Origin of the sequence: Verrucomicrobium sp. BvORR034 (genome assembly GCF_000739635.1) — a bacterium.
Taxonomy (GTDB): domain Bacteria; phylum Verrucomicrobiota; class Verrucomicrobiia; order Verrucomicrobiales; family Verrucomicrobiaceae; genus Verrucomicrobium.
Genome location: NZ_BATQ01000072.1, coordinates 1 through 23,075, shown reverse-complemented (window position 1 = coordinate 23,075; position 23,075 = coordinate 1). Strand labels below are relative to the sequence as shown.

The following is a 23,075-nucleotide window of genomic DNA, read 5'->3' as shown; positions in this document are numbered from 1 at the left end:
TGCGGCGGGAGTGTTGAACAGTCACATGCACGCCGATATTGCCCGCACATCTCCTCCGCTGCCGGACCGACGGGGACCGTCGGACTACGCTGGAAGCGATACTCGGGTGTAGTCCGACGGTCCCCGTCGGCTCAGTCGCCGCAGGGCCGCACATCCTATCCACCTGCGCTCAGTCGTCGCCCCCAGCAGTCTGAGCTTCCCTCGCCGCGTGCTGAAGCATCTCGCGGAGGTCTCTGGTGGGTTCTGTCTTACCGCAGGAACGCGCGAGCCAACGCAGGCGAACACGTTGAACGGTCAAAGACGCCAACGCATTTCTCATACCTCTCCTCCGCTGCCGGACCGACGGGGACCGTCGCACTACGCTGGAGGCGATACTCGGGTGTAGTCCGACGGTCCCCGTCGGCTCAGTCGCCGCAGGGCCGCACGCCCTATCCACCTGCGCTCAGTCGTCGCACCCAGCAGCCTCTTCGTTCTACGACGGCTGCGGCCCCTCATCCCACAGGAGGTGCCGCATGAAACCCAAACCCACTTCCCCAGCCTCACCAGCCCCCACCTTCAAACGCCGACTCCTGCGTGTCACCCTCGGCTGCGCATCTCTCTTCGCCCTCGGCTGGTGGGTGCTCCCTTGGGCGGTCCCCCTCCCAGAAGGACTACTGAAACCCCAAAACGTGTCTCCCACCTTCCTGGCGGCGGATGGCACTCCCTTACGACAACTGCTCACCGAGGATGGGCAACGCGTCGGGGCACCCGTGCCATTTGACCAGGTGCCTCCCGCCCTGCTGCACGCGACGCTCGCGGCGGAGGACAAGCGTTTCTTCAGCCATGGCGGGGTCGATCTCCTCGCCATCAGCCGGTCGGCACGGGACAACTTGCGTCACGGCCAGGTGGTGTCGGGGGCCTCAACCATCACGCAACAACTCATCAAGATCTCCGCAGAGAAGCGCAAGCCGCGCAATCTGCTCACCAAAATCACCGAGGCCCTGCAGGCCCGCCGGCTGGAGATGTCCTGGACCAAGGAACAAATCCTGCCGGAATACCTGCACCGGGTGAGTTACGGCAACCTGCTCACCGGCTGCGGCGGCGCGGCCCAAGGTTATTTCAACAAACCCCTGCGCGACCTCACCCCGGCAGAGTGTGCCTTCCTCGCCTCCCTGCCCCAGGCCCCGTCACGCCTCAATCCCTTCAAGAATCTGAAGGCGCTCCGCAAACGCCAGCAGCATGTCTTGAAGAAAATGCAGGAGGCGGGCTGGCTCACAGGCGAGGCCTATGAACTGGCCATCGCAGAGCCGCTGAAGCTGCAACGCGGCATCGGCGGATTCAGCGCACCGCACGCTGTGGAGCTGCTGTTGCAACAACGGAGCACGGGAGCAGCAACCGAATCGCTCCCAAACACCTTTCAAACAACCATCGCCCCGGACCTCCAGCGGCGGGTGGAGGCGATCCTGCAGCATCGCCTGAGCCTGCTGGAGGGCAAGCATGTCACCCAGGCGGCGGCCGTGGTGTTGGAGAACACCACCGGCAGGGTGCTGGCGCTGGCGGGATCGCGCGACTTCTTCGGCACCGACAGCGGCCAGATCAACGGGGCCTGGGCTCCGCATTCACCGGGCTCAGCGCTCAAACCCTTTACGTATCTCCTCGCCCTGGAGCGGGGTTTCACCGCGGCCAGCATCATCCCGGACCTGCCGGTGGAATACAACACCCCGACCGGCCTCTACCGACCAGAAAACTACGACCGCAAGCTGAACGGCCCCGTGACGCTGCGCACAGCCTTGGGCAGCTCCCTCAACATCCCGGCTGTGAAGGTGCTGCAGCAATTGGGCGGGGAGACGTTGCTTCTAGAAACTCTGCAAAACGCCGGGATCACCACTCTGGACCAGGCGGCCGACCACTACGGGCTGGGCCTGACGATTGGCAATGCGCCGGTCCGCCTGCTGGAGCTGGCCAATGCCTACGCCAGCATCGCCCGCATGGGGAAAAACCAGCCCTGGACGCTGCTCCAGCCGACCGCCCCTGCCCCATCGACAGCCGAATCGACCCCGCTGTTCCAGCCTTCCTGTTGTTTCCTCATTGCGGACATCCTCTCCGACAACCAGGCACGGGTGCTGACCTTCGGCCCCCACTCGGTGATCCGCATGCCCTTCCCGTGTGCGGTGAAGACGGGCACGAGCACCAACTACAGGGACAACTGGACGATGGGCTTCACCCCGGAGTTCACCGTGGGAGTGTGGGTGGGGAACTTTGACAACACCCCGATGAATCAGGTTTCAGGAGTCACGGGTGCGGGCCCGGTCTTCCGGGACATCTTCACCCACCTGCATGACACCCGCGGCACCTCCTGGTACACGCAGCCCGCAGACCTCGTCCGGGCCAAGGTGGACCCACGCAATGGACGCCGCATCACCGCGCAGTCTCCTCTGGTGGGCCTGAGCCGGGAGGAATACTTCCTGCCGGGCACCCTGCCCCCGCCGGCTCTTTCTGCAGACTACCAGACGGATACGGGCCGGGCCTATCTGCCCATGGAGTACTCCGCCTGGCTGGCGCGCAGCGATCACTGGCTCACCGGCATGGTCACCCTGCGTCCGCCGGAACCGCTCATGACGCCGCCCCGCATCACCACCCCGCTGGATGGCACCGTGTTTTACCTCGATCCCGATCTGCGTGATCAAGGGCAACGCCTGATGCTGGAAGCCTTTCCTGAAGGCCTCCAGTGGACCTCCCCCACGCTGGAGATAGCCTTGGACCAAGACCAGCCCTACGCCCGGCTCACCGTGGGTCACCATGAACTGGTGGCCCGCCAGCCCGGCAGCGAGGACCTGGCGAGGGTCCGCATCGAGGTACGCCCGCCGCCCTCAGCGGCCCTGCGTCGGCCCGGACGGCTCCCCGTCCCGCTTCCCGCCCAGCCAGGCGCGCCAGTGGGGCAGCAGCCACAGGGCGAAGACCAGCGTCCATAGACTGCCCACAGAGCAGGCGATCCCCAGACTGGCCACCCCGCCGTTGCTGGCAAAGACGAGACTCATGAACCCGATGATGGTGGTGACCCCGCAGAAAAACACCGCCCTGCCCGTGGTGGCCCATACCTTGCTGACATCATTGTGATCCCGTTTCATGGCGAGCAGCATGTGAATGCCGTAGTCGATCCCCAGTCCCAACAGCAGCGGCAGCGATGCCACGTTCGCCAGATTCCACGACTGGCCCAGCAGGGCCATGGTGGCCGCCAGCGCGGCAATGCCCATGAAGAGCATGAGCAGACAGAGGGCAAAGTCCACCAGGTTGCGGAAGGTGAGCGCGAGCATGATGGCGAGGACGAGCAACAACGGCAGCATGAGCCGGGTGAGATCTTGCTTGATGCGCGCCGAGAGCGAAGGCCCGAGCGTCTCCCAGCCAGCCAGATGCACGTCCTGCCCCACGAGGCGCTGCCCCAGCGATTCCAGCTTGGCGAGATCTGGGCTGCCGGGTTCCCCCGCGAAGCTGACAGAGCCCAGCAAAACGGAGCCCCCCTGGGGGGCCTGGGGATTGAAAAAACGTCCCACCACGCCCGCAGCGACCGGCTCGCTGGGCAAGGGTTGTGGTTCCCCACTCCCCTTTCCCAGAGTTTCAAGAACCGCCAGGGTGCGGTCGGAGAGCTGCAACGCATCTTCTGTAAATCCCGCCTCCAGCACCGCGGCATTCAGCCTCGCTTTTTGACTGGCCATCTGCACCAGCCGGGTTTGGTTGGCTCCTTGAGCCGCCGCATCCGGCAGGAGCGCCACAGGCAGGGAGTGCTGGCGGATCAGTTCGTCACGACGGGCTTGATCAAGTGCCTTCACAGCCGGAGCCATACGTTCACGGGCGCTTTGCCAGTCCGGCGAGGTGGCGATGAGCGGCACCGTGGCCTGATCCGGCTTGCCCAGCGCCTGCTGCAAACGTTCCCATCCCGCCATGGACTGACTGTGCGCGGGACGCAGCACGGCCGAGCTGGACTGGAATCCCGGGAAACCGCGCACGACAAAGATGCCCACCATCACGAGCAGCACTCCCACTGTGGCCAGCAGTCCGGTACGGGGAGAGACTGCGGACGTGCGATCAGGCAGCGCCGTGGGGCGCACTTTTCCTCGAACCACCAGCTCCGGCATGATGAGCACCATGACGGCGAAGCCCGCCATCACCCCCAGGGCCACCATCAGCCCCATGTCCGCCAGACCCGGCAGGCCGCTGAAGAGCAGTGCCAGAAACACAGTGGCCGTGGTGCAGGCCCCGCCGAAGATGGGCGGCAACGCGCTGCGCCGCAGCTCCGCGGCAGAGAGATGCGGGTGATCCATGCCCTCCTGCAAGATGAAGACCGCGTAGTCCACCGCAATGCCCAGCAAGATGGAGGCGAACCCGAGGCTCATGATGGAGAGCTCCCCCAGCGCCCAGCCGCCCAGAGCCAGACTGAAGAGCACCACCAGCGCCAGCAGCACCTGGATCCAGAGCAGGATCTTCCACCGGCGAAACATGAACCAAAAGAGCGCAGCAATCAGCACCGTGGCCAGACCGATGGTCCCGCTCAGGTCCCGCTCGATGCCCGAGCCGGTCTCCGCCATGAAAGAAGGCTCCCCGGTGTAGAGGAACTGCAGTTGGTGCCGGGCGTCGTCTCCCTCGTTTTGCCACTTGCGAATCTCCCCCTGCACCTCCGCCATCCAGGCACTGGCCCGCTTGTACCCGGTGAGCTTTTCCTTGGGGGCCACCAGCAGCAGTCGCACCGTGCCATCGGCGGAGGCGGTGCTGAACCCCGCATCTTCCATGGAGGTCAGCCCCCCCAGATCCACCGCATCCAGCAGTCCCAACGGATCATACGACCACCGCTGCACCTCGGCGGGATCTGGGGAGCTCGCCAGCTTTTCCAAAACCCGCTCCAGATGAGCGGCCAGCTTGTCCGGCCCGAGCTGGCTTTCCAGTCGGGCGATCCGATCCGGCGGAGCATTCTGGAGCGCCCAGGCCAACAGGGCGGCAGCGGTATCTGGATTCTCCAGGGTACCGGCCCACTCCACGCTCCGGACGAGGTAGCTGGCCCTGCGGAGGTGCTCGCCCAGCCCCGCCACGCTGGCCGCCGCGGCCTCCGAATCAGGGGCCACCAATCCCACCAGCAGCTCATCCCCACCGGAGAAACCGTCTCGCAGGATGCGCAATCCCCTGGCCTCCGGCAGGTCCGCCGGCAGAGTGCCCAGAATGTCCGTGTCCAGGCGCAGCCGCTTGACCCCAAAGACGGTCAGCACCGCCACCAGAATCAGCAGCCCCAGTCGCATCCAAAATCGCATGGCGGGAGAATAAACACCCCGATCCATACGTCCATGAGTGACTGTGCAAGAGTTTGACTTTTCATCCTAAAAAAGCGTTAATCCCCATGATGTTCCCTGATGTGCTCGCAGGCCCCCATGTCCCTCATTTTGAAGTTCATTTCGATGCCAAGACCAGCGCCCTGAGCCATCTTCCCGGCACCTGCCGCCTGGATCTCCCCATCCCCGGATTGCACGGCCATTTCGAAGAAAAGTGGCTCACCGCCGGAGCCAGTGCTCGTCAGGAGGGGCCATTTTACTTTCTTGAGTCCAGCGACCACCTGCACGGGGCCGTGGTGGTGAATGTGGACGGTCGCCTGGAGGAGCCGATTCAGGCCGCCTACTCGCAGCTTCTACAGATCTGCACCAGCCGCGGGTTTTACCTTCATCGAATCTGGAACTACGTGCCACACATCAACGAGACCGACCACGGTCTGGAGCGGTACCGGCAGTTCAACCTGGGCCGATGGATGGCCTTCGAGCAGCGCTTTGGGCGGGATCTAAGGGCCTACATGCCAGCCGCCTCCGGCGTGGGCGTTGGGGGCAGTCAGTTCATCCTCACCTTCATCGCAGGTAAAACGCACCCCGTTTATCTGGAGAATCCCTCCCAAGTCCCTGCTTACCACTACCCCTCTGACTACGGCCCCAAGCCGCCCAGCTTTGCGCGGGCCGTGCTGGTCACCGAGGGCGGGACCACCACCGGATACCTCAGCGGGACGGCCAGCATCGAGGGGCATCGCACCGTGGGTGAGGGCGACTGGCATACCCAGTTCCGCACCACGATGCACAACATCGAAATCATGTTTGATCGTATGGACATGATGGAGGCCCTGCGCGGCCCTGAGGCAGCCGCCAAGGCCGGGATCGTCCGCCGGGATTTCAAGTGCTATCTGCGTCACGCCGAGGCGCTTCCGCTCATCAAAGACTGGCTCACTGAGGAACTGGGCTTGGCCAGCCACCAGGCCACCTTCCTCCAGGCAGACATCTGCCGTCAGGAACTGGACCTCGAAATCGAGGCGGTCGTGGAAAAACGAACGTCCGGTTCCCACTGAATGGGCTTGCCGCCATCATGGTAATCATTATGCTGGATCAGGAGTAATTCCGTACAAATCAGCACCCGCGCGTCTCCTTTGCCTGTCCGACTGTTCTCCTCACTCTCTATCCTCCCCTCACGGGCCGTCTCAGCCGCCCTGTTGGCGGTATTGCTATTTGCTTCCCAGCATTCCTCCGCCGCTCAAGATGCGTCTCCCGAGCGGGACCTGCGGTCCATGAAGCTGCAACTGCGCCAGGATTTGGTCGGCGCGATTCTGCCGGAGAAGCGCACCCAGCGCGATGAGCTGATCGCTCTGGAGAAAAAACTGGCTTTTGCCCAGGACTTTGCCGGGGCCATCCGCGCCCGGGATGAGCGCCTGAAGCTGGAGAAAGAAATTGCTGCCCTGGAGAAGGAGCTTCCCGCTCTGAAAGCCCAGGCTCTGAGCCTGCTGGCCAAGAGTCTGCCGGACAAGATTGAGTTCAAGCTCAGCGACGCCATGCTGAACGGCCTGACTCTGGACGCCCAAGGCACAGTCCTGAGTGGCTTCAGCAACCCAGGGGCTACCGCCACGTGGAAGCTGCCCGACCTGCCCCCCGGCGGCTACGAGGTCCTGCTCCGCTACACCGCGGACGACGGCGAGGTGATCCTGCAGGAGTCCTTTTACTCCCTGAGCGCGACCTGCCGCCCGCCCCTGAAGCGGGCGGAGGAGAAGTCTCTGGGCACCCTGCGTGTCCGCGATGGCAGCGGCATTCTCACCTTGAAAGCGAAAGCGCCTGAGAAAAGCGCCTCTCTGCGCGTGTATGGTCTGGTACTCATGCCGGCCGCCCGTTAATCCCTTCCCCTCCCTCAAGCCGGTGAAAACGCGTCTTGCTCTGCTGTTGTTGCCGCACCTGACTTTCGTCAGCCTCTCTCTCGCCCAAGCACCACCGACGGCGGCCCCGACACCGCCCGCCGCCGTCATCCCCGGAGAACCCGTAGAACTGAGCCAGTTGCGACAGCAGTATGCCCTGCGCGCCCTGGCGTCCTCCAAAACACTGGCGGAACAATATGCCGTGGCCTTGGGCAATCTGTCCCGCGAGGTGGGTGGGGAGGGCGACTACGAGCAGGCCCTAACCGCTCAGCGTCTGCGCCAGGAGCTGGCGGATCTGTACGCGAAGTCCCTGGACGATCCCACCCTCTCAAACGTGGTGGTGCTAAAGGCGGCCGATGCCCGGCCCAGCGGCACCGTTTCCTATGACCGGACCGCGGGCGACCTGACCAACTGGAAGACCGTGGGCAGCATCGCCGTCTGGGATGTGCAAAAGATGGTCCCAGGGAAGTACAATGTGGTGGTGACCTACTCCGTCGCTCCCATGGGCGATCCGCCCACCCGCATGAGCATCTACTCGGTGAGTGAAGACCAGATCACCGGAGGCGAATTTGAATTTTACGAAGACTCGAGTCTGGCAGGTGCGGCCATGAACCGCCGTGCCGGACAGGTAGCCGACACTGGAGGCTGGGACAAGCCTGCCTACCTCCAGCTCGCCCCCATCACGCTGAACCGAACCTCTGCCAGGTTCGCGGTAAAAATCACCCGCACGCGCGGTTCTGGCGGGGTCATGCGGCTGAAGGAAGTGCGCCTCACTCCCGCGAAGGAAGGTGACACCCCTCCTCCCGCAGCTCCTCCGGATGGCAGCACGCCCCCTGCCCCGGCCGTGGATGAGGTGACCAAGATCAATGAGAGCCGGGTGGCCCGCATCCAGCAGTCCATCAAGCCGTACGTGGATGCCTACATCGACAAGGTAAACAAACTGGCAGAACAAGCGCACGCCCGAAATGACGAAGAGGCCGTCGCCGACCTTCAGGTGGAGACTCGCGCCGCCCAACGCCTGCTGGAACGACCTGATCGCATCAGTGCCGTGAGCAATGCGGCCCCCCCCACCACCAGCCTGCGTGGACAAGGGTTCAAGGAATGGGAGGGGGCCACCTACATCTCCAGCGTGAACAATACGGGCGATGAATTTCTGGTCAGCTATCAGGGTGAGTCCGTGCCCGTCCGCCTCCTGTGGGTGACCTGCCCGCCCCTCTCCGTCCACGGTGGGGCACAGGTCAAGATGTGCAGTGACTACTTTGGCCTGGAACCGGATGACATCTATCTCCTGGGCAAGCAGGCACAGGTCTTCACCGACGCATTCCTCCAAGGGCGCCCCCTCAAGATCCTGACCCGCGGCACCAAGGACCCGGACGGTCACCTGCTGGTGGCTGTGCAGCTCGAGGGCGTGGGCGACTTCGCCGGTGTCCTGGTGGACAACGGCCTCGCCTGTGTGAACACGCCCACCGCGCGGGCAAAGAATCCCCGCCGCTTCGAGGAAATGACCCTCTCCAATCTCAAGGAACGCGAGAAGCAGGCCCGGCAGCGCCCCATCCCGCCAGGGGCCTGGGCGGTCTCACCCGACCAGGAAAAGCCTGCGCCCCCCGCGAACACGAACACGACCGCGAACTGACCAGCGAACCGCGTGATGCGTCCCCTTTCCTCCATTTCCCAGCCTTCTCACCTTCCTGGCCTGTGCCGGGTGGCGGCATTGGTTGTTTCCTTGTCCGCGCCTTCTCTGGCCCTGCAAGCGCAGAGTCCTGCACCGGCACCGGCTCCTGTTTCTGCACCGGCTGGCGCGCCCGCCTCTGCCTCCGCTGCGACGGCAGCCGTTCCCGCAGCCTCCGCATCACCCAGCCTTCAGTCCCGACTGGACACGCTGGACGCCACCTACAAGTCCAACCTCCGCCGCCTTCACGCCCCGGTTCTGCAGGATTACATGCGCCAGCTGGAGTTGCTCCGCCAGCAGCTCAGCGCCCGTGCCCGCCTGTCTGACGCCAAGACGGTGGAGAAGGAGATCGAGCAGGTGAAGCAGTTGATCTCCAACGGTGGCGCCATGCCTTATACCGCGCTCCAGCCTGCTGCTCCTCCTGTGGTCGGCGGCACCCCTATGGTGACAGCGCCCGGATCACCGCCTCCCCCTCCAGGCCCTCCCGGTCCCGGCCAAGGCATGGGCAAGCGACCCGGTCTGGTGCTGCATCCCAGCACGGCCAAGGTACAGGGCGTTCCCGCAGACCCCTCCGCAAAAACGCTCTCCCTAGGCGTGGCCGAGTGGACCGTGCCCAGCCTCCCCGCTGGCACGTATGATCTGAACATTGTCTTCTCAGCCGCCAAGCTGGACAGCGACGTGGAGATCCGCGCCTTCTTCGATGGCAACGACCTCACCGCCACCCTCAGCGCCGATCGCGCCACGGGCTCCGATCAAACGTTCCGCATCTTCCGCATCGGCCACATCACGCTCACCCAGGACGTGACCAATGAACTGCTGCAAATGCGCAGCAACCTCCCCCTCGGTCAAATGTTGGTGAAGAACGTGATCTTTGCCGAACCGAGGAAGGTGAAGGAGAAGGAATAAGGGGCAAGGGTTAAGGGGGCGCGACCAACAGGATGGTTGAACATCAAAAATGCTGCTCCGCTACAGACCGGGAAATCTGTGCCCGCCAAGGAACCGACTCTGGCTCAGCCCCCAGTAAGTCCCCTCAGAGGATTTGGGCCTGAAAGGCACACAGAGCCCAGCCCAGGGGCAAAGGCCACGAAGTGGACGGAGACCCTGGGTACCTCCAAAGAGGATGATCAGGTGGGAAGGCCGACAGCACCCGCTATCGGCCCATTTTTATCAACACCTCCACGTCGGTTGGACCTGATGTCATGCGCTGACTGACGTTCGCCGCAAGATGCCGCAAATTGTGCCTCCTCACGTCGACAACTACAACCGGTGTTGGAAGCGGATCAGGCAGAGGGAACGTCGCCCATCTTACGGGGGAGCAGGCAGGCTGATGGCCCCCGCCGCTGCACACTCCCACCGGTCTTTGACTCCCAACCACCCAGTGCCCTTGTAGTTGTCGAAGTGAGGAGGCACTAACTGAAGCGTCTGCAGCGTCACTTTCACGAACCGCCATCATCGTCACTCTACCTCCGCCCCGCCGACTTACTAAATTACCGAATCACCGTCTTACCGAACTACCTCCCCTCCTCCGCCGCCACCCCACCACGCCCGCCGCCAACACCAACAACATCATCCTCCCCGGCTCGGGCACGGCCGTCACAGCAATCGTCCCGTCCACATAGAGCTTGCTCGTGTCCCACGACAATCCCCCACCCAGGGCTGGCAGCGACAGGACACTAAACTCCCCGGTGCGGGAGCTCAGCCCGCTCCAGTCAAAGAGTTTCCAGGAATCGTTGGCCGTCCATTCCATCATCTGGTTGGGATTCCCCAACACGAGAGTAGCACCGCTCTCGATCACCAACGAGCCATTCACCACCATGACGTCCGACGCCGTGGCAACGCCGTCGTTATTTCCCAATCCCACGCCCGTGAACAAGTCCAGCGCCAGGGTGCTCCCGGTTTTGAAGGTGAGCACGCCGCTGCCGCTGGTGGCGATCTCCAACCGGCTGGCCTGAGCCACCGCGAGCGTCGCATCCCCCACGGAGACTTTGCCACTGACCGTGACATGATTTCCTGCAGCGGGAGCCACCCGTCCCGTCCCCGCCAGGGTACCCCCTGCCGCCACCGTGACCATGCCCGTGCCGGTCGCAGAGCCGGAGCCCGTGCCGACCGCCGCCGTATTGAGCGCCTGCAAAATCCCCGCAGTCACAGCCGTCCCCCCGCTGTAGGTATTGCTGCCAGTGATGCCCCAGGTCCCGACACCGGTCTTCTCAATCTGAGTCTTGATCGTGCCGTCGACATCGCTGATGCCAACGATCCGGTTGTCACCCGCATTGGTGCCGGTCAGCCGGAGCTTGCGGGCGTTCGTGTTGGTCCCCGCCGCGGTAAAGAGCGAGGTGAATTGCAACGTGCCGGTGCCCGTGTTCTCAATGATGCCCACTGCAGCGGCAATGGCCGACTGGGTGCCGTTGTTGTTGATCTGCACAGAACGGTTGGTCACGGAGTTCGTGGAGCCCACGTAACGCAGGGTCGACTCCACCGTGAGGCCCGATCCACTCGAAAGACCGGCCAGATAGATGATCGAGTTGCTGGCATCTCCACCGAAATCCCCTGTCCCGAGCGAGCTGGTCTGCCCGGTGTTCGCCAGTGTCTCCACCTCTACGATCCCGCGCTGAATGGTGGTCCTGCCTGCATAGGTATTGTTTGCCCCGAGCTGGAGCAGCGCCGCGTTGGCAGACACCTCGACACCGATGTTGTTTTCATAAAGGCCGGTGCCGCCGATGGTGCCGCGCCGGAAGTCACTGACCAGGGCGTCAAAGTCGATGACAATCTTGGAAACAAACGTGCCACCGCCGACCACAGCGTTCGCCGTGCCGTAGCCTTCCGTGCGCAGCCAGTCGCCCTGCAGGGTGAGGCTGGCCGTGTTATTCCCGACCTTGAGCTTGCCGCTGGCGGCCCCACCGCCAATCGTGAACTGTGTGCCGCTGTTGATGCTGCCCGACTTCAGCCACAACGTGCCCTCCACCACCGACACGGTCCCGGTGAAGGTGTGCACCGCCGTCTCCAGCACCACGGTGCCCACACCGGCCTTCGTCAGCGTCGTCTGGCTGGCAGCGGTGGCGTTGTTGGCAATGACAGAGCTGATGACAAGATCACCCTGGGTGTTGTTCTGGATGACCACGAGATCGGCGAGGTCAAAGCTGGTGCCGGTGGAGGCACTGCGGAGGATGCCGCCGTCGATGTAGGTCGTATTCGCCCCCACGCCCTCCCCCACGAGGATGCCGCCGGTGGTCAGGATCACCCCGGTGCCCATACCAAGGTAGCTGCTCTGCGCTGCATTAAACCGCAGGCTGGTGATGTCCGTGGAGTCACTGAGCTGGATCACGCCCGCCCCCATCACCACATCGGCATTGCCAGCCAGGGAGGTGGCCGCGCCCGCGGTGTAGCCGTCCTCGATGCTGGAAAGCCCGACGATGCGCCGGCGGTCACCCGACTTGGCCGTGGTGGCCGCCCAGTCGCTCTTCCCCCAGGTGAAGGAGACGATGCCGTCGTGGCTGATGATGGCGTTGTCCACGCCTCCGGTGGTGGTGAGATTGATGGGGCCGCCCGTGCCAGTGGTATCAGGCGCATCCGTCACCGCGTCGATCTGCAGGATGCTGGCCGAGTTGCCCCGCGCGAGGTTTCCTAGATCCACCGTGACGCCCGCCCCGCCGTTTTGCACGAGCTTCAGGTTCGACATGCCAATGCCGATGGAGAAGTTCCCAAAGTGCTGGGACGTGCTGACTCCGCCGCCCGTCTTGCCTGTGAGCCGGAGCGTGCCGCCCGCGAGCCGGAGCGCCCCAGGGGCTGACAGGCCGTTGTAGAGCAGGTTCGTGGGCGTGGCCAGACCGGTGTAGTCCAGATGCATCTCGCCCGCATTCACCGTCGTGGCTCCGTCATAAGTGTTCACCGCCTTCAAGATGAGGGTCCCCGTGCCGTCTTTCGTGACGGTAAAGGCTCCGGTATTCTGCCGGGCAATCGCATCCAGCACCACGATGTTTCCCGCCCCGCCAAAGGTGAGCGACCGGTTGCTGCCGCTGTTGTCCTTGATGATGGCATTGCCCGAGGCGACATCCAGGGTGAGGGTGCCGCTTTGAGACTCGATGCGCGAGGTGTTGTCCACCGTGATGAGTCCTGTGAGGGTGTTGTCCCCGCTGCCATTCCGGATGCCGCCGGTGTTGTTGAATCCCGTACTGCCCAGCGAGATGGGTTCTGCCGAGAGTGTCAAACCGCCTGTCAGCTCCAGCGTCCCGCCGGTATTGATATCCGTGAGGCTAAAGGTGCCGGCGTTGTTGCCTAGGGCGTTGACATGCCCTACCCGTACCACGCCGCCGTTGATCGTGACGTTGCCGGTGAAGTTGTTGTCGCCATTCAGGATGAGCGTACCGTTGCCGGTCTTCGTGACGCCTCCGGTGCCGACATTGATGCGGCCGTCCACGATGATGTTGGAACGTCCGCCGAAGGCGATGGCAAAGGTGCCGGTGATGGCATTGGTGGCGGCCGTGGCCGCCTGAAGCCGCAGCGTGCCCGCATCGGAACTGATGGTGGTGGAGGTCAACTGGGTGATGAGCCCGGAAATCGTGTTGTCCCCACTGACATTCCGCAGGGCGCCCTCCACAGCCACCGAGGTGCCGATCCCGGAGAGGGTGACGGCACGGTTCAAGGTAATGCCACCAGACAGCCGCAGGGAGGCGCCATCCTGAACGGAGATGAGTCCGGAGGTGCCCAGGGCGGCCCCGTTGCGTATCTCCAGCGCCCCGCTGGCGATGGTGGTGCCCCCGGTGTAGCTGCCCGTGCCGGTGAGCACGGTGGTGGAGCCGCTTGCCCCATTGATGAGGACGTTGACCGCACCGCCCCCGGCGTTGTTGGTGATACCTGAGTGGATGGTGAGCAGGGAGGTGGTGGAGTTGTTGGTCAGATAGAGCTGCCCAGCACCAGCTGAAGAACCGCCGGCGGAAAGGAAACTGCTGACACCAAGTTCACCGATGGTGAGATTCCGCGCGTCCGAGGCAATCTGCACGCCGCCCACAGCCGCCAGCCGCAACGTGTTGCCGTTGCCGATAGCGACGGTGCGATTACTCGCGGTATCCGTCATCGATACCGTGGCAAGGTAGCTCACCGCGGCTTCTGGGGTGACCACTCCCGTGGAGGTGCTGCCAATCGTGAGATGCGTGGCCACATTGCTGGCCTGGGCCACTCCCGTGGCGTGCGTGGTGCTGCCGGTGAAGCCGGTGACAACGCCGGATGATACTTGAGCCCAGGTGGCATAGCCCGTGCCGCTTTTATAAGTAGCCCAGGGTCCGAGGAAACCATCCACCGTGGTGGTGGTGATGCTGCCCTGCACGGGACCGGTGAAGGAGATCATGCCCGCGCCCGTGCGGGTGATGGTGCCGAGCTGGAGCGTCATACTGCCTCCTGCGCCGGAGTTCACCTGGATATCCCCTTTCAATCCGGTGACGGACACATTGCCAAAACGCTGCACATTGTCCGTCCCCGCCTTGCCATTGAGGATGAGCAGCGAGCTGCCGATGGCACTCGCCACGGGAGATCCGGCAAACTCCAGGCCCCCGGCCGTGGTCAATCCGTTGTAGAGGATGTCCTGCACGGGTGCGCCCGTGGCGGCAAAGTCGAGAATGGTGATGCCTCCGGTGTAGCCAGCCATGTTGCGCCCCAGCACGGTCTTGCCGCCGTAGGTGTTCGCGGCAGTGAGAGTGAATGTGCCATCGTTCTTGGTCAGGGAGTACCGGTGAAACGCATAGCCGTTCCCTCCGTCGGTGATGGCGGAGTTGATCAAGATGCCGGTGTTGGACGAGTGAGTGAGGATGCCCATGTCACCCGTCATGGTGATCCCGCCGGACAGAGTCACGTTTGAGGCCAAGATACGGATGGCACCGTAAGCGTGCGCATAGCCCGCAGCCGTGATCGCCTGGTTGAAGGTCGCATTAGTCGGCCCCAGCGTGAGGGTGCCGTTGGTCTGGACGACAATGGAGCTGACATTACCAATAGTGGCCTGCGATGTGACGCCGAGATAGATGTAGCTGCCGATGGTGAGCGTGCCCGTGAGGTTGGGGTTGGACGCCATGTTGAGATTCAGGAACTGCGTGACCGTGCCGCTGCCCGCGGTCTTGCGGATGGTCAGGTTGCTTCCTTGAATCGCGATGTTCGCACCCAAGGCGGCAAATTGGGAGCCACCGGAGGAAAAGTCAGCCATCTCGATATAGCCGCCATCGCCAAAGTTCAGCACCGTGTTGGCAGCCGATCCGTTGATGCTGTACTGGTTGCCCGCCACCGGTGTGGTGATCCCCAGCGGCAGAAAGACCAGCCCTTTCAGGTTCATGTTGCCAGAGACCGTGACCACACTGGGGTTCGCCGGCGTGGTGCTGCCGAACTGCGCCACCTCCAGGCCGCTGTTGGTCCACAGCACGTTGTTTCCGGAGACGGAGTCAATCCAGTTCGCCACCGTGGTGTTCCACGTGCCGTTGCCGTTTTGCACCCCGCCAGAGGCTGGAGCGGTGTCCCACGTCAGGGTCTGGGCGGGGAGCCGGGCGGCCAGCAGGCCAAGGCCCACGGCAAGAAGCGCAGTGTATCGAGCAAGGCAAAGGCGGAAGGCACGGGGGTGGCGAGGGTGTTTCATGGGATGGGCGCTGCTTCGCCCCCCGCCACCGACGGCACACCGCACGACTGGCTCACACCTTCACCTGGTCACGGGGGAACGGAGACGTCCCGTCAGCACCGCGTGTGCCGTGCTGCCCGCCGTACCGGCACATGGTCACATTTGTACCGGAACCCGTCAGGACCCACGCGCCTAATTTGATCACATTTTCACCAGTCCGGAGGAGATTCCACCCGGTTCAATGAAACCTCGTGAACACAATGAATGTACGAGGAACCAGACGGCCTCAGCACCTGTCTGCTGACGCCCCACCTGGGTGGAGCGGCCTGTTTTACCTCGACGTCCCCAGCTAAAACATGAGACGGCCCAGCAGAACGGCCATGCCCATGCCCACCGTATCGGCGCACAATCCGGCTGCCAGGGCATGCCGGCTGCGGCGGATGCTCACGCTGCCGAAGTACACCGCCAGCACATAGAAGGTGGTCTCCGTGGACCCGTAGAGGATGGCGGCAGTATAGCGCAGGGTGTCCGTGGAGGACGGGTGCAGGATGATCTCGTTCAGGATGCCGGAGGAGCCGGAACCGCTCAGCGGCCGCATGATGGCCAGCGGCAGCAGCTCCACGGGCATGCCAATGAAATCCAGCAGCGGGCGCACCGCCGACTGCAACAACAGCAGCGCCCCCGACTCCCGGAAACACGTCAGTGCGGCAAACATGACCACAAGAAAGGGCATGATGCGCAACGCCACGCCGAAGCCCTCCTTGGCCCCTTCCACCATCTCCTCGTACACGGCGACCCCTTTGAAGAGGCCCCAGACCACGGCAACCAGCAGGACGATGGGAATGGCCAGCACGGAGACAGACTTGAGCGCCTTCCGCCACTCAGACGTGTCAGCGGGTGCGGTGGCCTTGGCGGTCACCGCAGAGGCTTCCGCAGGGTTCGCAACCGCCGCAGCCGCAGCTTCGGCCTTGAGCACTTCCTGCCGTTGTTTGGCCTCGGCTGCCCGTTGCTCAGCGGCAGAGATCACGGCCTCCATGCCAGTGGCCCGCAAGACGGAGGCGCGAAAGTCCTTGGAGAACTCCATGGCCCCGCCTAGGGCAAAGAGGGCGCAGACGATGGAGAGCAGGATGGCCCGCATGGGAGAAAGGCGGAAGGGCTTGGCCGCAGGAGCGGCATCCGTGGTGCTGGTCGTCGCATCAGACTTGCCCGCGCCATCGCTGGCAGCATCAGCCGTCACTTCATCCGGCAGCACGCGGAAGGAGGGCAGACGCTGCAGGAACTTCGCCATGAGCACGGCGGTGATGGAGGCACACGCGGTGGCGATGAGCGTGGGCGCGATGACGGCGTACGGATCCTTCACCCCGCCAGAGCTGAGGTAGATGATCGCCCCCATGGGGATGAGCGTGAACCCGGCCGTGTTCAGCGCCAGGAACATGCACATGGCATTCGTCGCGCTCTGCTTCTGCGGGTTGAGCTCCTGGAGGTAGCCCATCGCCTTCAGCCCCAGCGGCGTGGCGGCATTGCCCAGCCCCAGCATGTTGGCGGCGATGTTCATGGTGATCGCCCCCATCGCAGGGTGCGTGGGCGGCACATCGGGGAAGATGCGGCGCAGGATGGGTGAGAGCAGCTTCGCCACCACCTCCATGAGCCCCGCCTTCTCCATCACCCGCAGAATGCCCAGCCACAGCATCATGGTGCCCGCCAGCGGCAAGGCGATGCCCAGCACCGCGTCCTTGCTCCGCTCCAGCAGCGCCGCCACCAGCACGTCCAGTTTCCCAAAAAGCGCGCCCGCCACCAGGCCCGTGAGCAGCAGAAAAGACCAGACGTAGTTCAGCATGGGGCCGCACTCAAAGCAGATCAGGCCCGGAAGCAACCGGGGATGTGGGAGAAACTGCAAAAGCCAAACTTCAAACCTCAAACTTCAGTGCCTGGGGCCCGACAGGCTGAAAACTGAAAACTCCAACCCCACCCAACCAAGAACTACGAACCAAGAAGCTCTCCCACCCGTATCCAACCCTGACCAGCACAGTTTTTGCCCGTTTTCCGCGCAAACTGATATTGGTGTTTGCTGTTTTGTTCGATGTCGTTTCTCATGGGGCCCCGCCTGGGAAAATCCGTTGTTTCCCGGTCCGAATCCCGCACGTAAAACGCTAGCTGTACTCTCCCTTTTTCTATTCCCCGCATGGTAGTCGCTTCTAAAGAACTCCGCCACCCCATCAAGGTTGTGTGCCACCGCACCGGCCTGACGGCCCACGCCATCCGGGTGTGGGAGCGGAGGTACGGCCTGATCTGCTGCAAACGGACAGACTCCAACCGGCGCCTGTATTCGGACGAGGAAATCGAGCGTCTGCGCCTGCTGAAGGAACTGACGGACTGCGGCCACCGCATCAGCCAAATCTCCTGCCTCTGCCTGGATGAGCTCTACGGCCTGTACAAGAAAGAGGTCTCCCCCGCCCCAGCCGCCGCACCGCTTCCGCAGGATCTCTCACACGACTCTGCCGAGCAGTGCCTGCAGCGCTGCAAGGAAGCCGTGCAGGTGCTGGACACCGCCGTGATCAGCGATCTGCTGGAAGAGGCCCGCCTGCGCTACGGCCAGCGCACCGTGTTGCTCCGCATCATTGCCCCTCTGGTCAACGAAGTCGGCGAGGCGTGGCGACGCGGTGAGATGCGCGTCTCCCACGAGCACCTGGCCACCAGCGTGGTGCGGGATTTCCTTGCACTGGGTGCGCGGAACTACCAACTGCGGCCGAACGCCCCCGAACTCCTCGTCACCACCCCCATTGGACAGATCCACGAGGTGGGCGCCCTGCTAGCCACCGCCGCCGCCCGGGATCTGGGCTGGCGCGTCACCTATCTCGGCCCCTCCCTTCCCGCAGAAGAAATCGCCGCCTGCGTGGAGATCCGCAAGGCCCGCGCCGTCGCCCTAAGCATGGTGTACCCCTCGGACGATCCCAACGTCCCCAATGAGCTGACCAAGCTCCGCGGCATGATGCCCGCCCGCACCGCCCTCCTCATCGGAGGCCGCGCCGCCTACGGCTACTACCAGGCCCTCCGCGTCCCCGACGTCCGCCTCGTGAACTGCCTGGCCGAGATCGAAGCCGCGCTAGAGGAGATCAGCGTCCGCAGCTGCGAGTAACGCTGCCCACTGCTCACGCAGTCCCAGCACTTTTCACTTTTTACCAACTACTTTTTACTTCAGTGAACCGCCTCCTCTTCGTCTGCATGGGCAACATCTGCCGCTCGCCCGCCGCTGAAGGCGTCATGAAGCACCAGCTCGCCGCCGCTGGCGTCTTAGACAAGGCCGAGGTGGACTCCGCGGGCACCATCAATCTCCACGCGGGCAATCCTCCCGATTCCCGGATGACCGCCGCCGCCGCGAACCGGGGCATCCAGCTCGTCCACCGCGCCCGCCAGGTCACCGCCCAGGATCTGGCCGACTTCGACCTCGTACTGGTGATGGACGAAGACAACCTGCGCGACGTCCGCCGCCTCGACCGCGAAGGCAAGTACGCCGCCAAGATCAAGCTCTTCTGCGACTACACCACCCGCCACAGCCAGACTGAAGTCCCCGACCCCTACTACGGCGGTCCCGACGGCTTCGAACTCGTCCTGGACCTCCTGGAGGACGGCTGCGCCAACCTGGTGAAAGAAGTGCAAAGCCAGGGATAAGGGAAGAGGGTCAAGGGAGAAGGGCTTGGCCAGAATTAACGGAATTCAGAAGGCAGTTGCCTCAGCTCCACCAACAGCCGGAAATCTCAAAACCCAATTCCGTAAATTCTGTTAATTCTGTCGAAAAACCCTTATCCCTCTCCCCTTACCCCAAAACCCAAGTCCCCATCTTGTTAATCTGACAAAAATCCTGTTAATCCTGTCTCTAAAAGGGTGACATCTTCCCTGACAGAGCGCGTCCGCACCGCCATCACGAGCGCCACGGGTTCGCCCCTCGGCGCCTGTGAGATCCGCCCCGTCCCTGGCGGGGACATTCATCAGAGTTATGTCCTCGTAGCCCTCACGCCCTACTTCGTGAAGGTGAACACCGCCAGCCAGGTGGACCTGTTCGAAGCTGAGGCAGTCGCCCTCCGCGAGCTGGCTGCCACCGGCACCCTCCGCGTCCCCAGACCCATCGTGTGGGACGTCTGGGAAGATTCCAGCTTCCTGGTCCTGGAGTACATCAACCTCCAGAAAGGCGCTTCCCATCAGTTCCGCCGCATGGGCGAGCAACTGGCCGCCCTCCACCGGGTCACCTCACCGCAGGGCAAGTTTGGCTGGGAACACGCCAACTACATCGGCACCACCCCGCAGCCCAACGCGTGGACCGATTCCTGGATCGACTTCTGGCGGGATCAACGCCTCGGCTTTCAACTCCGCCTCGCCCGGCAGAAGGGGCTCAGCCTCCCCGGTGCCGACCGCCTTTTGGAGAATCTTCCTGCCTTCTTTGCAGGCACGACCGTGGTCCCCTCCCTCCTCCACGGCGACCTCTGGGGCGGCAACGCTGCCTTCGATGAACACGGCCTCCCCGTCATCTTCGACCCCGCCAGCTACTACGGCGACCGGGAATGCGACCTCGCCTTCACCGAACTCTTCGGCGGCTTCACTCCCTCCTTCTACGAAGGCTACGACGCCACCTGGCCCCGCCAGCCCGGCTGGGAACAGCGCCGCGACCTCTACAACCTCTATCACATCCTGAACCACTTCAACCTCTTCGGGCGGACCTATACCCCTCAGGCTGAGGCTCTTCTAGACAGAATTAACAAGATTTTTTAAAGATTAACAGGATTAGGACTTCAGATTTCCAGCCGCAGAAGACGCTGGAGTGATTGCGCTTTGAACCCTGTCGAGCCCCAGACTTCGAAGCTTCTGAACTCCATCTTGTTAATCCTGTCTCAATTGGTCTCCTCTTCCTCCCTGACTCCATCCACGCGCAGAGACACCTTCACGCCGTGCTTCTGGGCGGCCACGTTCACCAGGGAGCGGATGGCACTGATCGTGAACCCGTTCTTCCCGATCACCCGCCGCACGTCATCCGGCGCGAGTTGAATCCGATACGAAATTGCCCCCGCGCTGGTCGTCCCCACGGCGATGCTCGCCTGTTGGGGGTGCTCGATCAGATTCGCCACCACGTACATGAGGAACTCGCGAAGGGCTTCAGGGGCGTCCATGGGGGTAAGGGAGCGTGGGAAGTTAAAAGCGGATAGTAAAAAGTGAAAGTCCAGTTTCGCCCCCTATAGCCTCCCAAACTCCACCTTGGCCCCAAAACCCAGGGCCTCGGTTCTCTCTCTTGAGCTTTGGCTTTTGAATCTTGAAGTTTGAAGTTTGGCCTTCCTCTGTGCCCTCTGCGCCTCTGTGGTTAAACCGAAACTCCCCTTCCCGCCATCCTGCTGAAACAGAACGCAAAAAATCCGCCGCGAACTGGACAAACCAGCGCGGCGGACAAAAAACAGCAAAACTGCCAGCGCTTAGGCCTTGGGAGCAGCGGCGGCAGCCTTCTTCAGGATGCTGCGCACGGTTTCCGTGGGCTGGGCACCTTTGGCGATCCAGGCGTTGGCCTTCTCGACGTCCACTTCGGCGTTGTCTTTGCCCTTGAGCGGATCATACGTGCCCAGAATTTCAAGGAAGCGGCCATCACGACGGAACCGCTGATCAGCGGCCACAATGCGGTAGTACGGGCGGTTTTTCGTGCCTTCGCGGCGGAGTCGGATGACAACCATGGTAATCGTTACAGAATACGTGAATGTGAATGAGTGGGCGTGGAGCATGCCAGCCCCAAAATGAAAATCAAGCAGGAATTTGCTTTTCTGCTTTTCATACGCACGACCTGCGCTAGACTCCGCCCTGCCCCAGCCGCCGGTGTTCGCACTGCGAGTTTGGGAAGCACCAATTGGAGGGATGGCTGAGTGGTTTAAGGCGGCGGTCTTGAAAACCGTTGAAGCGTAAGTTTCCGGGGGTTCGAATCCCTCTCCCTCCGCCAGGGTGGCCGAAAACGAGGCACCTCCTCCCGCGAGATAATCGCTAACCCTTGCGGACGCGACCATGCTCAAGGTGACGGCAGAACAACGTGAAGGAACCATCCAGCCCAGAAGCGCCCGGGCCTGAAAGGCCCAAAGAGCCCAGCCCAGGGGCGAAGGCCACGAAGTGGACGCAGACCCTGGGTACAGGCGGCCCCCTGGATTTGCGGCCTGAAGAAATCAAGGCAACTCCACCCACTTGGGTGATCACGACGAGAATCACCACCGAGACGAACCAGACTCGAAGCTCTTCCTCGAAGAGGATGCCGCTACAAGCCCTACGGCGAATCCCTCTCCCTCCCCTAGGTGAGGTTATCAATTTCAGTGTGACGACGCGCACCAAACCGTCGTCACAAATGCGCAATATAGACAAGGAAACTCTCGGGTCACGTCCGAATTTCGATGCCTAAGATCGAGACTAGCCCAAAACCACACGATCAACGTCAACTCGCACAAATATTTCGGATTCTAGGTCACATCAAACGCCCCCGTTAACGGAACTCAATGCACAAGCCCTCTCTTGAGATCAACTTTATCCCCAGTTTACCTTCTTAGGGTAAACCTTGATGATCTTCTTTTCCCGACGCCACTTTGCAAGTACCTGAATCAAGATGAGAACATCCACCAGACCAGTTGTCTTTATCGGCTCGTCGAGCGAAGGACTGCCTATTGCCGAGGCACTCCAGGCCAATTTGGATCATAATGCTGAGGCAATCTTGTGGAGCCAAGGGGTATTCGGGCTGAGCACTGGCACTCTCGAGACCCTTGTCAGTCGCTTGAGCGAGTTTGATTTCGCAATTCTCATACTAACGGCTGATGACTTGACATTGAGCCGCGGCACCGAATCCGCCTCGCCGCGAGACAATGTAGTATTCGAGCTCGGCCTCTTCATGGGTGCATTGGGCCGCACACGCACATTTATTGTATATGACCGGACCAAAAACATCCGCCTTCCCTCAGACTTGGCGGGAGTGAGCGCCGCAACCTATCAACCACCAAGTGCCGGGACTTTACAATCGGCACTTGGAGCGTGCACAACAGCTATCCGATCTGCTATTCAAGCCCAAGGACGTCGCGTTGCAATCTTGGCGGAAACCCCAATAAGGCCGGAAGACCAGTTTCGAGTGATAGCAAGTCTACTGGACAATGCTGCACTGCAGTTCCTAATACTCATGATGGAGAGTGGCACAAGCATCCATCGGGAGGCTTCGTTCAACATGGGAATTCGCTATGAACTTTCAATCAACCTAAACGGGAATCGAAACGAAGCTGGCGGCTACTTCAGTGTGGCAAGAATGAGTGAACGCTTAGCTGATGCGGGATTGCTAACAATTGACCTTAGAGGTCAAGTAGGACTGACGGATCGCGGGATCGCATTTGCAAAGTGGCTAGCTACATCAGGTTACAAAGCAAACTACTTTTGGAGCGATTTGGGCACCTGGGGCGAGCGCCCCGTGGAAATGCTAACCGGAGAAGATTCTCGCAGCTTGCCTAGAAACTTTTTTGAACTCCAGGCAAGAGAAGACAACCCGCAACCACAAATCGAGCCATCAGTTGTCGACGATCAACGCCCTTCATCATCCACGTAGGCTGATCTTCACCATCCTCCTCCAAAGACCCCCACCAAGGCTTATT

The 23,075-nt window shown here is 62.4% G+C and carries 14 protein-coding genes and 1 tRNA gene; 10 read left to right on the top strand and 5 right to left on the bottom strand.

From position 1 onward, the window contains the following. The first annotated feature begins 512 nt into the window (after nt 1-512). Nucleotides 513-2,951, top strand: coding sequence for a penicillin-binding protein 1C (pbpC, locus tag BV034_RS12805; RefSeq protein ID WP_050027402.1), 2,439 nt, complete (start codon nt 513-515; stop codon nt 2,949-2,951). On the opposite strand, the gene BV034_RS12800 is transcribed toward pbpC, so the two are convergent. Then, a complete protein-coding gene (locus tag BV034_RS12800; protein WP_265592931.1) occupies nt 2,850-5,276 on the bottom strand; it encodes an MMPL family transporter in 2,427 nt (808 codons plus the stop codon). The two genes, pbpC and BV034_RS12800, sit on opposite strands and share 102 nt — an antisense overlap. 86 nt (nt 5,277-5,362) lie before the next feature. On the opposite strand from BV034_RS12800, the gene BV034_RS12795 reads away from it, so the two are divergent. The 4 genes from BV034_RS12795 to BV034_RS12780 all read left to right on the top strand — a co-directional run bounded on the left by BV034_RS12795 (nt 5,363) and on the right by BV034_RS12780 (nt 9,752). Beyond that, on the top strand, nt 5,363-6,346 hold the full coding sequence (locus tag BV034_RS12795) for a hypothetical protein (protein ID WP_265592930.1): 984 nt from the start codon (nt 5,363-5,365) through the stop codon (nt 6,344-6,346). 216 nt (nt 6,347-6,562) lie between these two features. Continuing rightward, on the top strand, nt 6,563-7,159 hold the full coding sequence (locus BV034_RS12790) for a hypothetical protein (protein ID WP_050027399.1): 597 nt from the start codon (nt 6,563-6,565) through the stop codon (nt 7,157-7,159). Nucleotides 7,160-7,181: 22 nt separating this feature from the next. Next, entirely contained in the window at nt 7,182-8,810 is a 1,629-nt protein-coding gene (locus BV034_RS12785) for a hypothetical protein (RefSeq protein ID WP_050027398.1), read from the top strand. 15 nt (nt 8,811-8,825) lie between these two features. Continuing rightward, nucleotides 8,826-9,752, top strand: a complete 927-nt coding sequence (locus BV034_RS12780; protein ID WP_050027397.1) for a hypothetical protein — start codon at nt 8,826-8,828, stop codon at nt 9,750-9,752. 589 nt (nt 9,753-10,341) lie between these two features. Here BV034_RS12780 and BV034_RS12775 read toward each other — a convergent pair. Both BV034_RS12775 and BV034_RS34195 read right to left on the bottom strand, forming a co-directional pair. Continuing rightward, nucleotides 10,342-15,456 (bottom strand): autotransporter-associated beta strand repeat-containing protein, encoded by a 5,115-nt coding sequence (locus BV034_RS12775; protein WP_265592929.1) that lies wholly within the window; start codon nt 15,454-15,456, stop codon nt 10,342-10,344. Nucleotides 15,457-15,784: 328 nt separating this feature from the next. Then, entirely contained in the window at nt 15,785-17,272 is a 1,488-nt protein-coding gene (locus BV034_RS34195; protein ID WP_081887775.1) for a nucleoside recognition domain-containing protein, read from the bottom strand. A gap of 345 nt (nt 17,273-17,617) precedes the next feature. Between BV034_RS34195 and BV034_RS12765 the strand changes: the two genes are divergently transcribed. From BV034_RS12765 to BV034_RS12755, 3 genes are all read left to right on the top strand, one after another. Next, on the top strand, nt 17,618-18,571 hold the full coding sequence (locus tag BV034_RS12765) for a MerR family transcriptional regulator (RefSeq protein ID WP_050027395.1): 954 nt from the start codon (nt 17,618-17,620) through the stop codon (nt 18,569-18,571). Nucleotides 18,572-18,633: 62 nt separating this feature from the next. Further along, the gene (locus BV034_RS12760; RefSeq protein WP_081887772.1) at nt 18,634-19,104 is read left to right on the top strand and encodes a low molecular weight protein-tyrosine-phosphatase; all 471 of its coding nucleotides are present in this window, start codon (nt 18,634-18,636) and stop codon (nt 19,102-19,104) included. A 213-nt stretch (nt 19,105-19,317) separates the two neighbouring features. Further along, complete coding sequence (locus BV034_RS12755; protein ID WP_050027393.1) at nt 19,318-20,199, top strand: fructosamine kinase family protein; 882 nt, start codon at nt 19,318-19,320, stop codon at nt 20,197-20,199. Nucleotides 20,200-20,318: 119 nt separating this feature from the next. Here BV034_RS12755 and BV034_RS12750 read toward each other — a convergent pair whose 3' ends face one another. Together BV034_RS12750 and rpsP are read right to left on the bottom strand one after the other, a co-directional pair. Further along, nucleotides 20,319-20,594: a KH domain-containing protein gene (locus BV034_RS12750; protein ID WP_050027392.1), complete on the bottom strand. Its 276-nt coding sequence runs from the start codon at nt 20,592-20,594 to the stop codon at nt 20,319-20,321. Nucleotides 20,595-20,891: 297 nt separating this feature from the next. Next, entirely contained in the window at nt 20,892-21,143 is a 252-nt protein-coding gene (gene rpsP, locus BV034_RS12745; RefSeq protein ID WP_050027431.1) for a 30S ribosomal protein S16, read from the bottom strand. 172 nt (nt 21,144-21,315) lie between these two features. Here rpsP and BV034_RS12740 point away from each other — a divergent pair. Together BV034_RS12740 and BV034_RS12735 are read left to right on the top strand one after the other, a co-directional pair. Beyond that, nucleotides 21,316-21,403: transfer RNA gene (locus BV034_RS12740), tRNA-Ser, on the top strand. A gap of 648 nt (nt 21,404-22,051) precedes the next feature. Then, nucleotides 22,052-23,029, top strand: a complete 978-nt coding sequence (locus tag BV034_RS12735; protein WP_050027391.1) for a nucleotide-binding protein — start codon at nt 22,052-22,054, stop codon at nt 23,027-23,029. Nucleotides 23,030-23,075 lie beyond the last annotated feature (46 nt).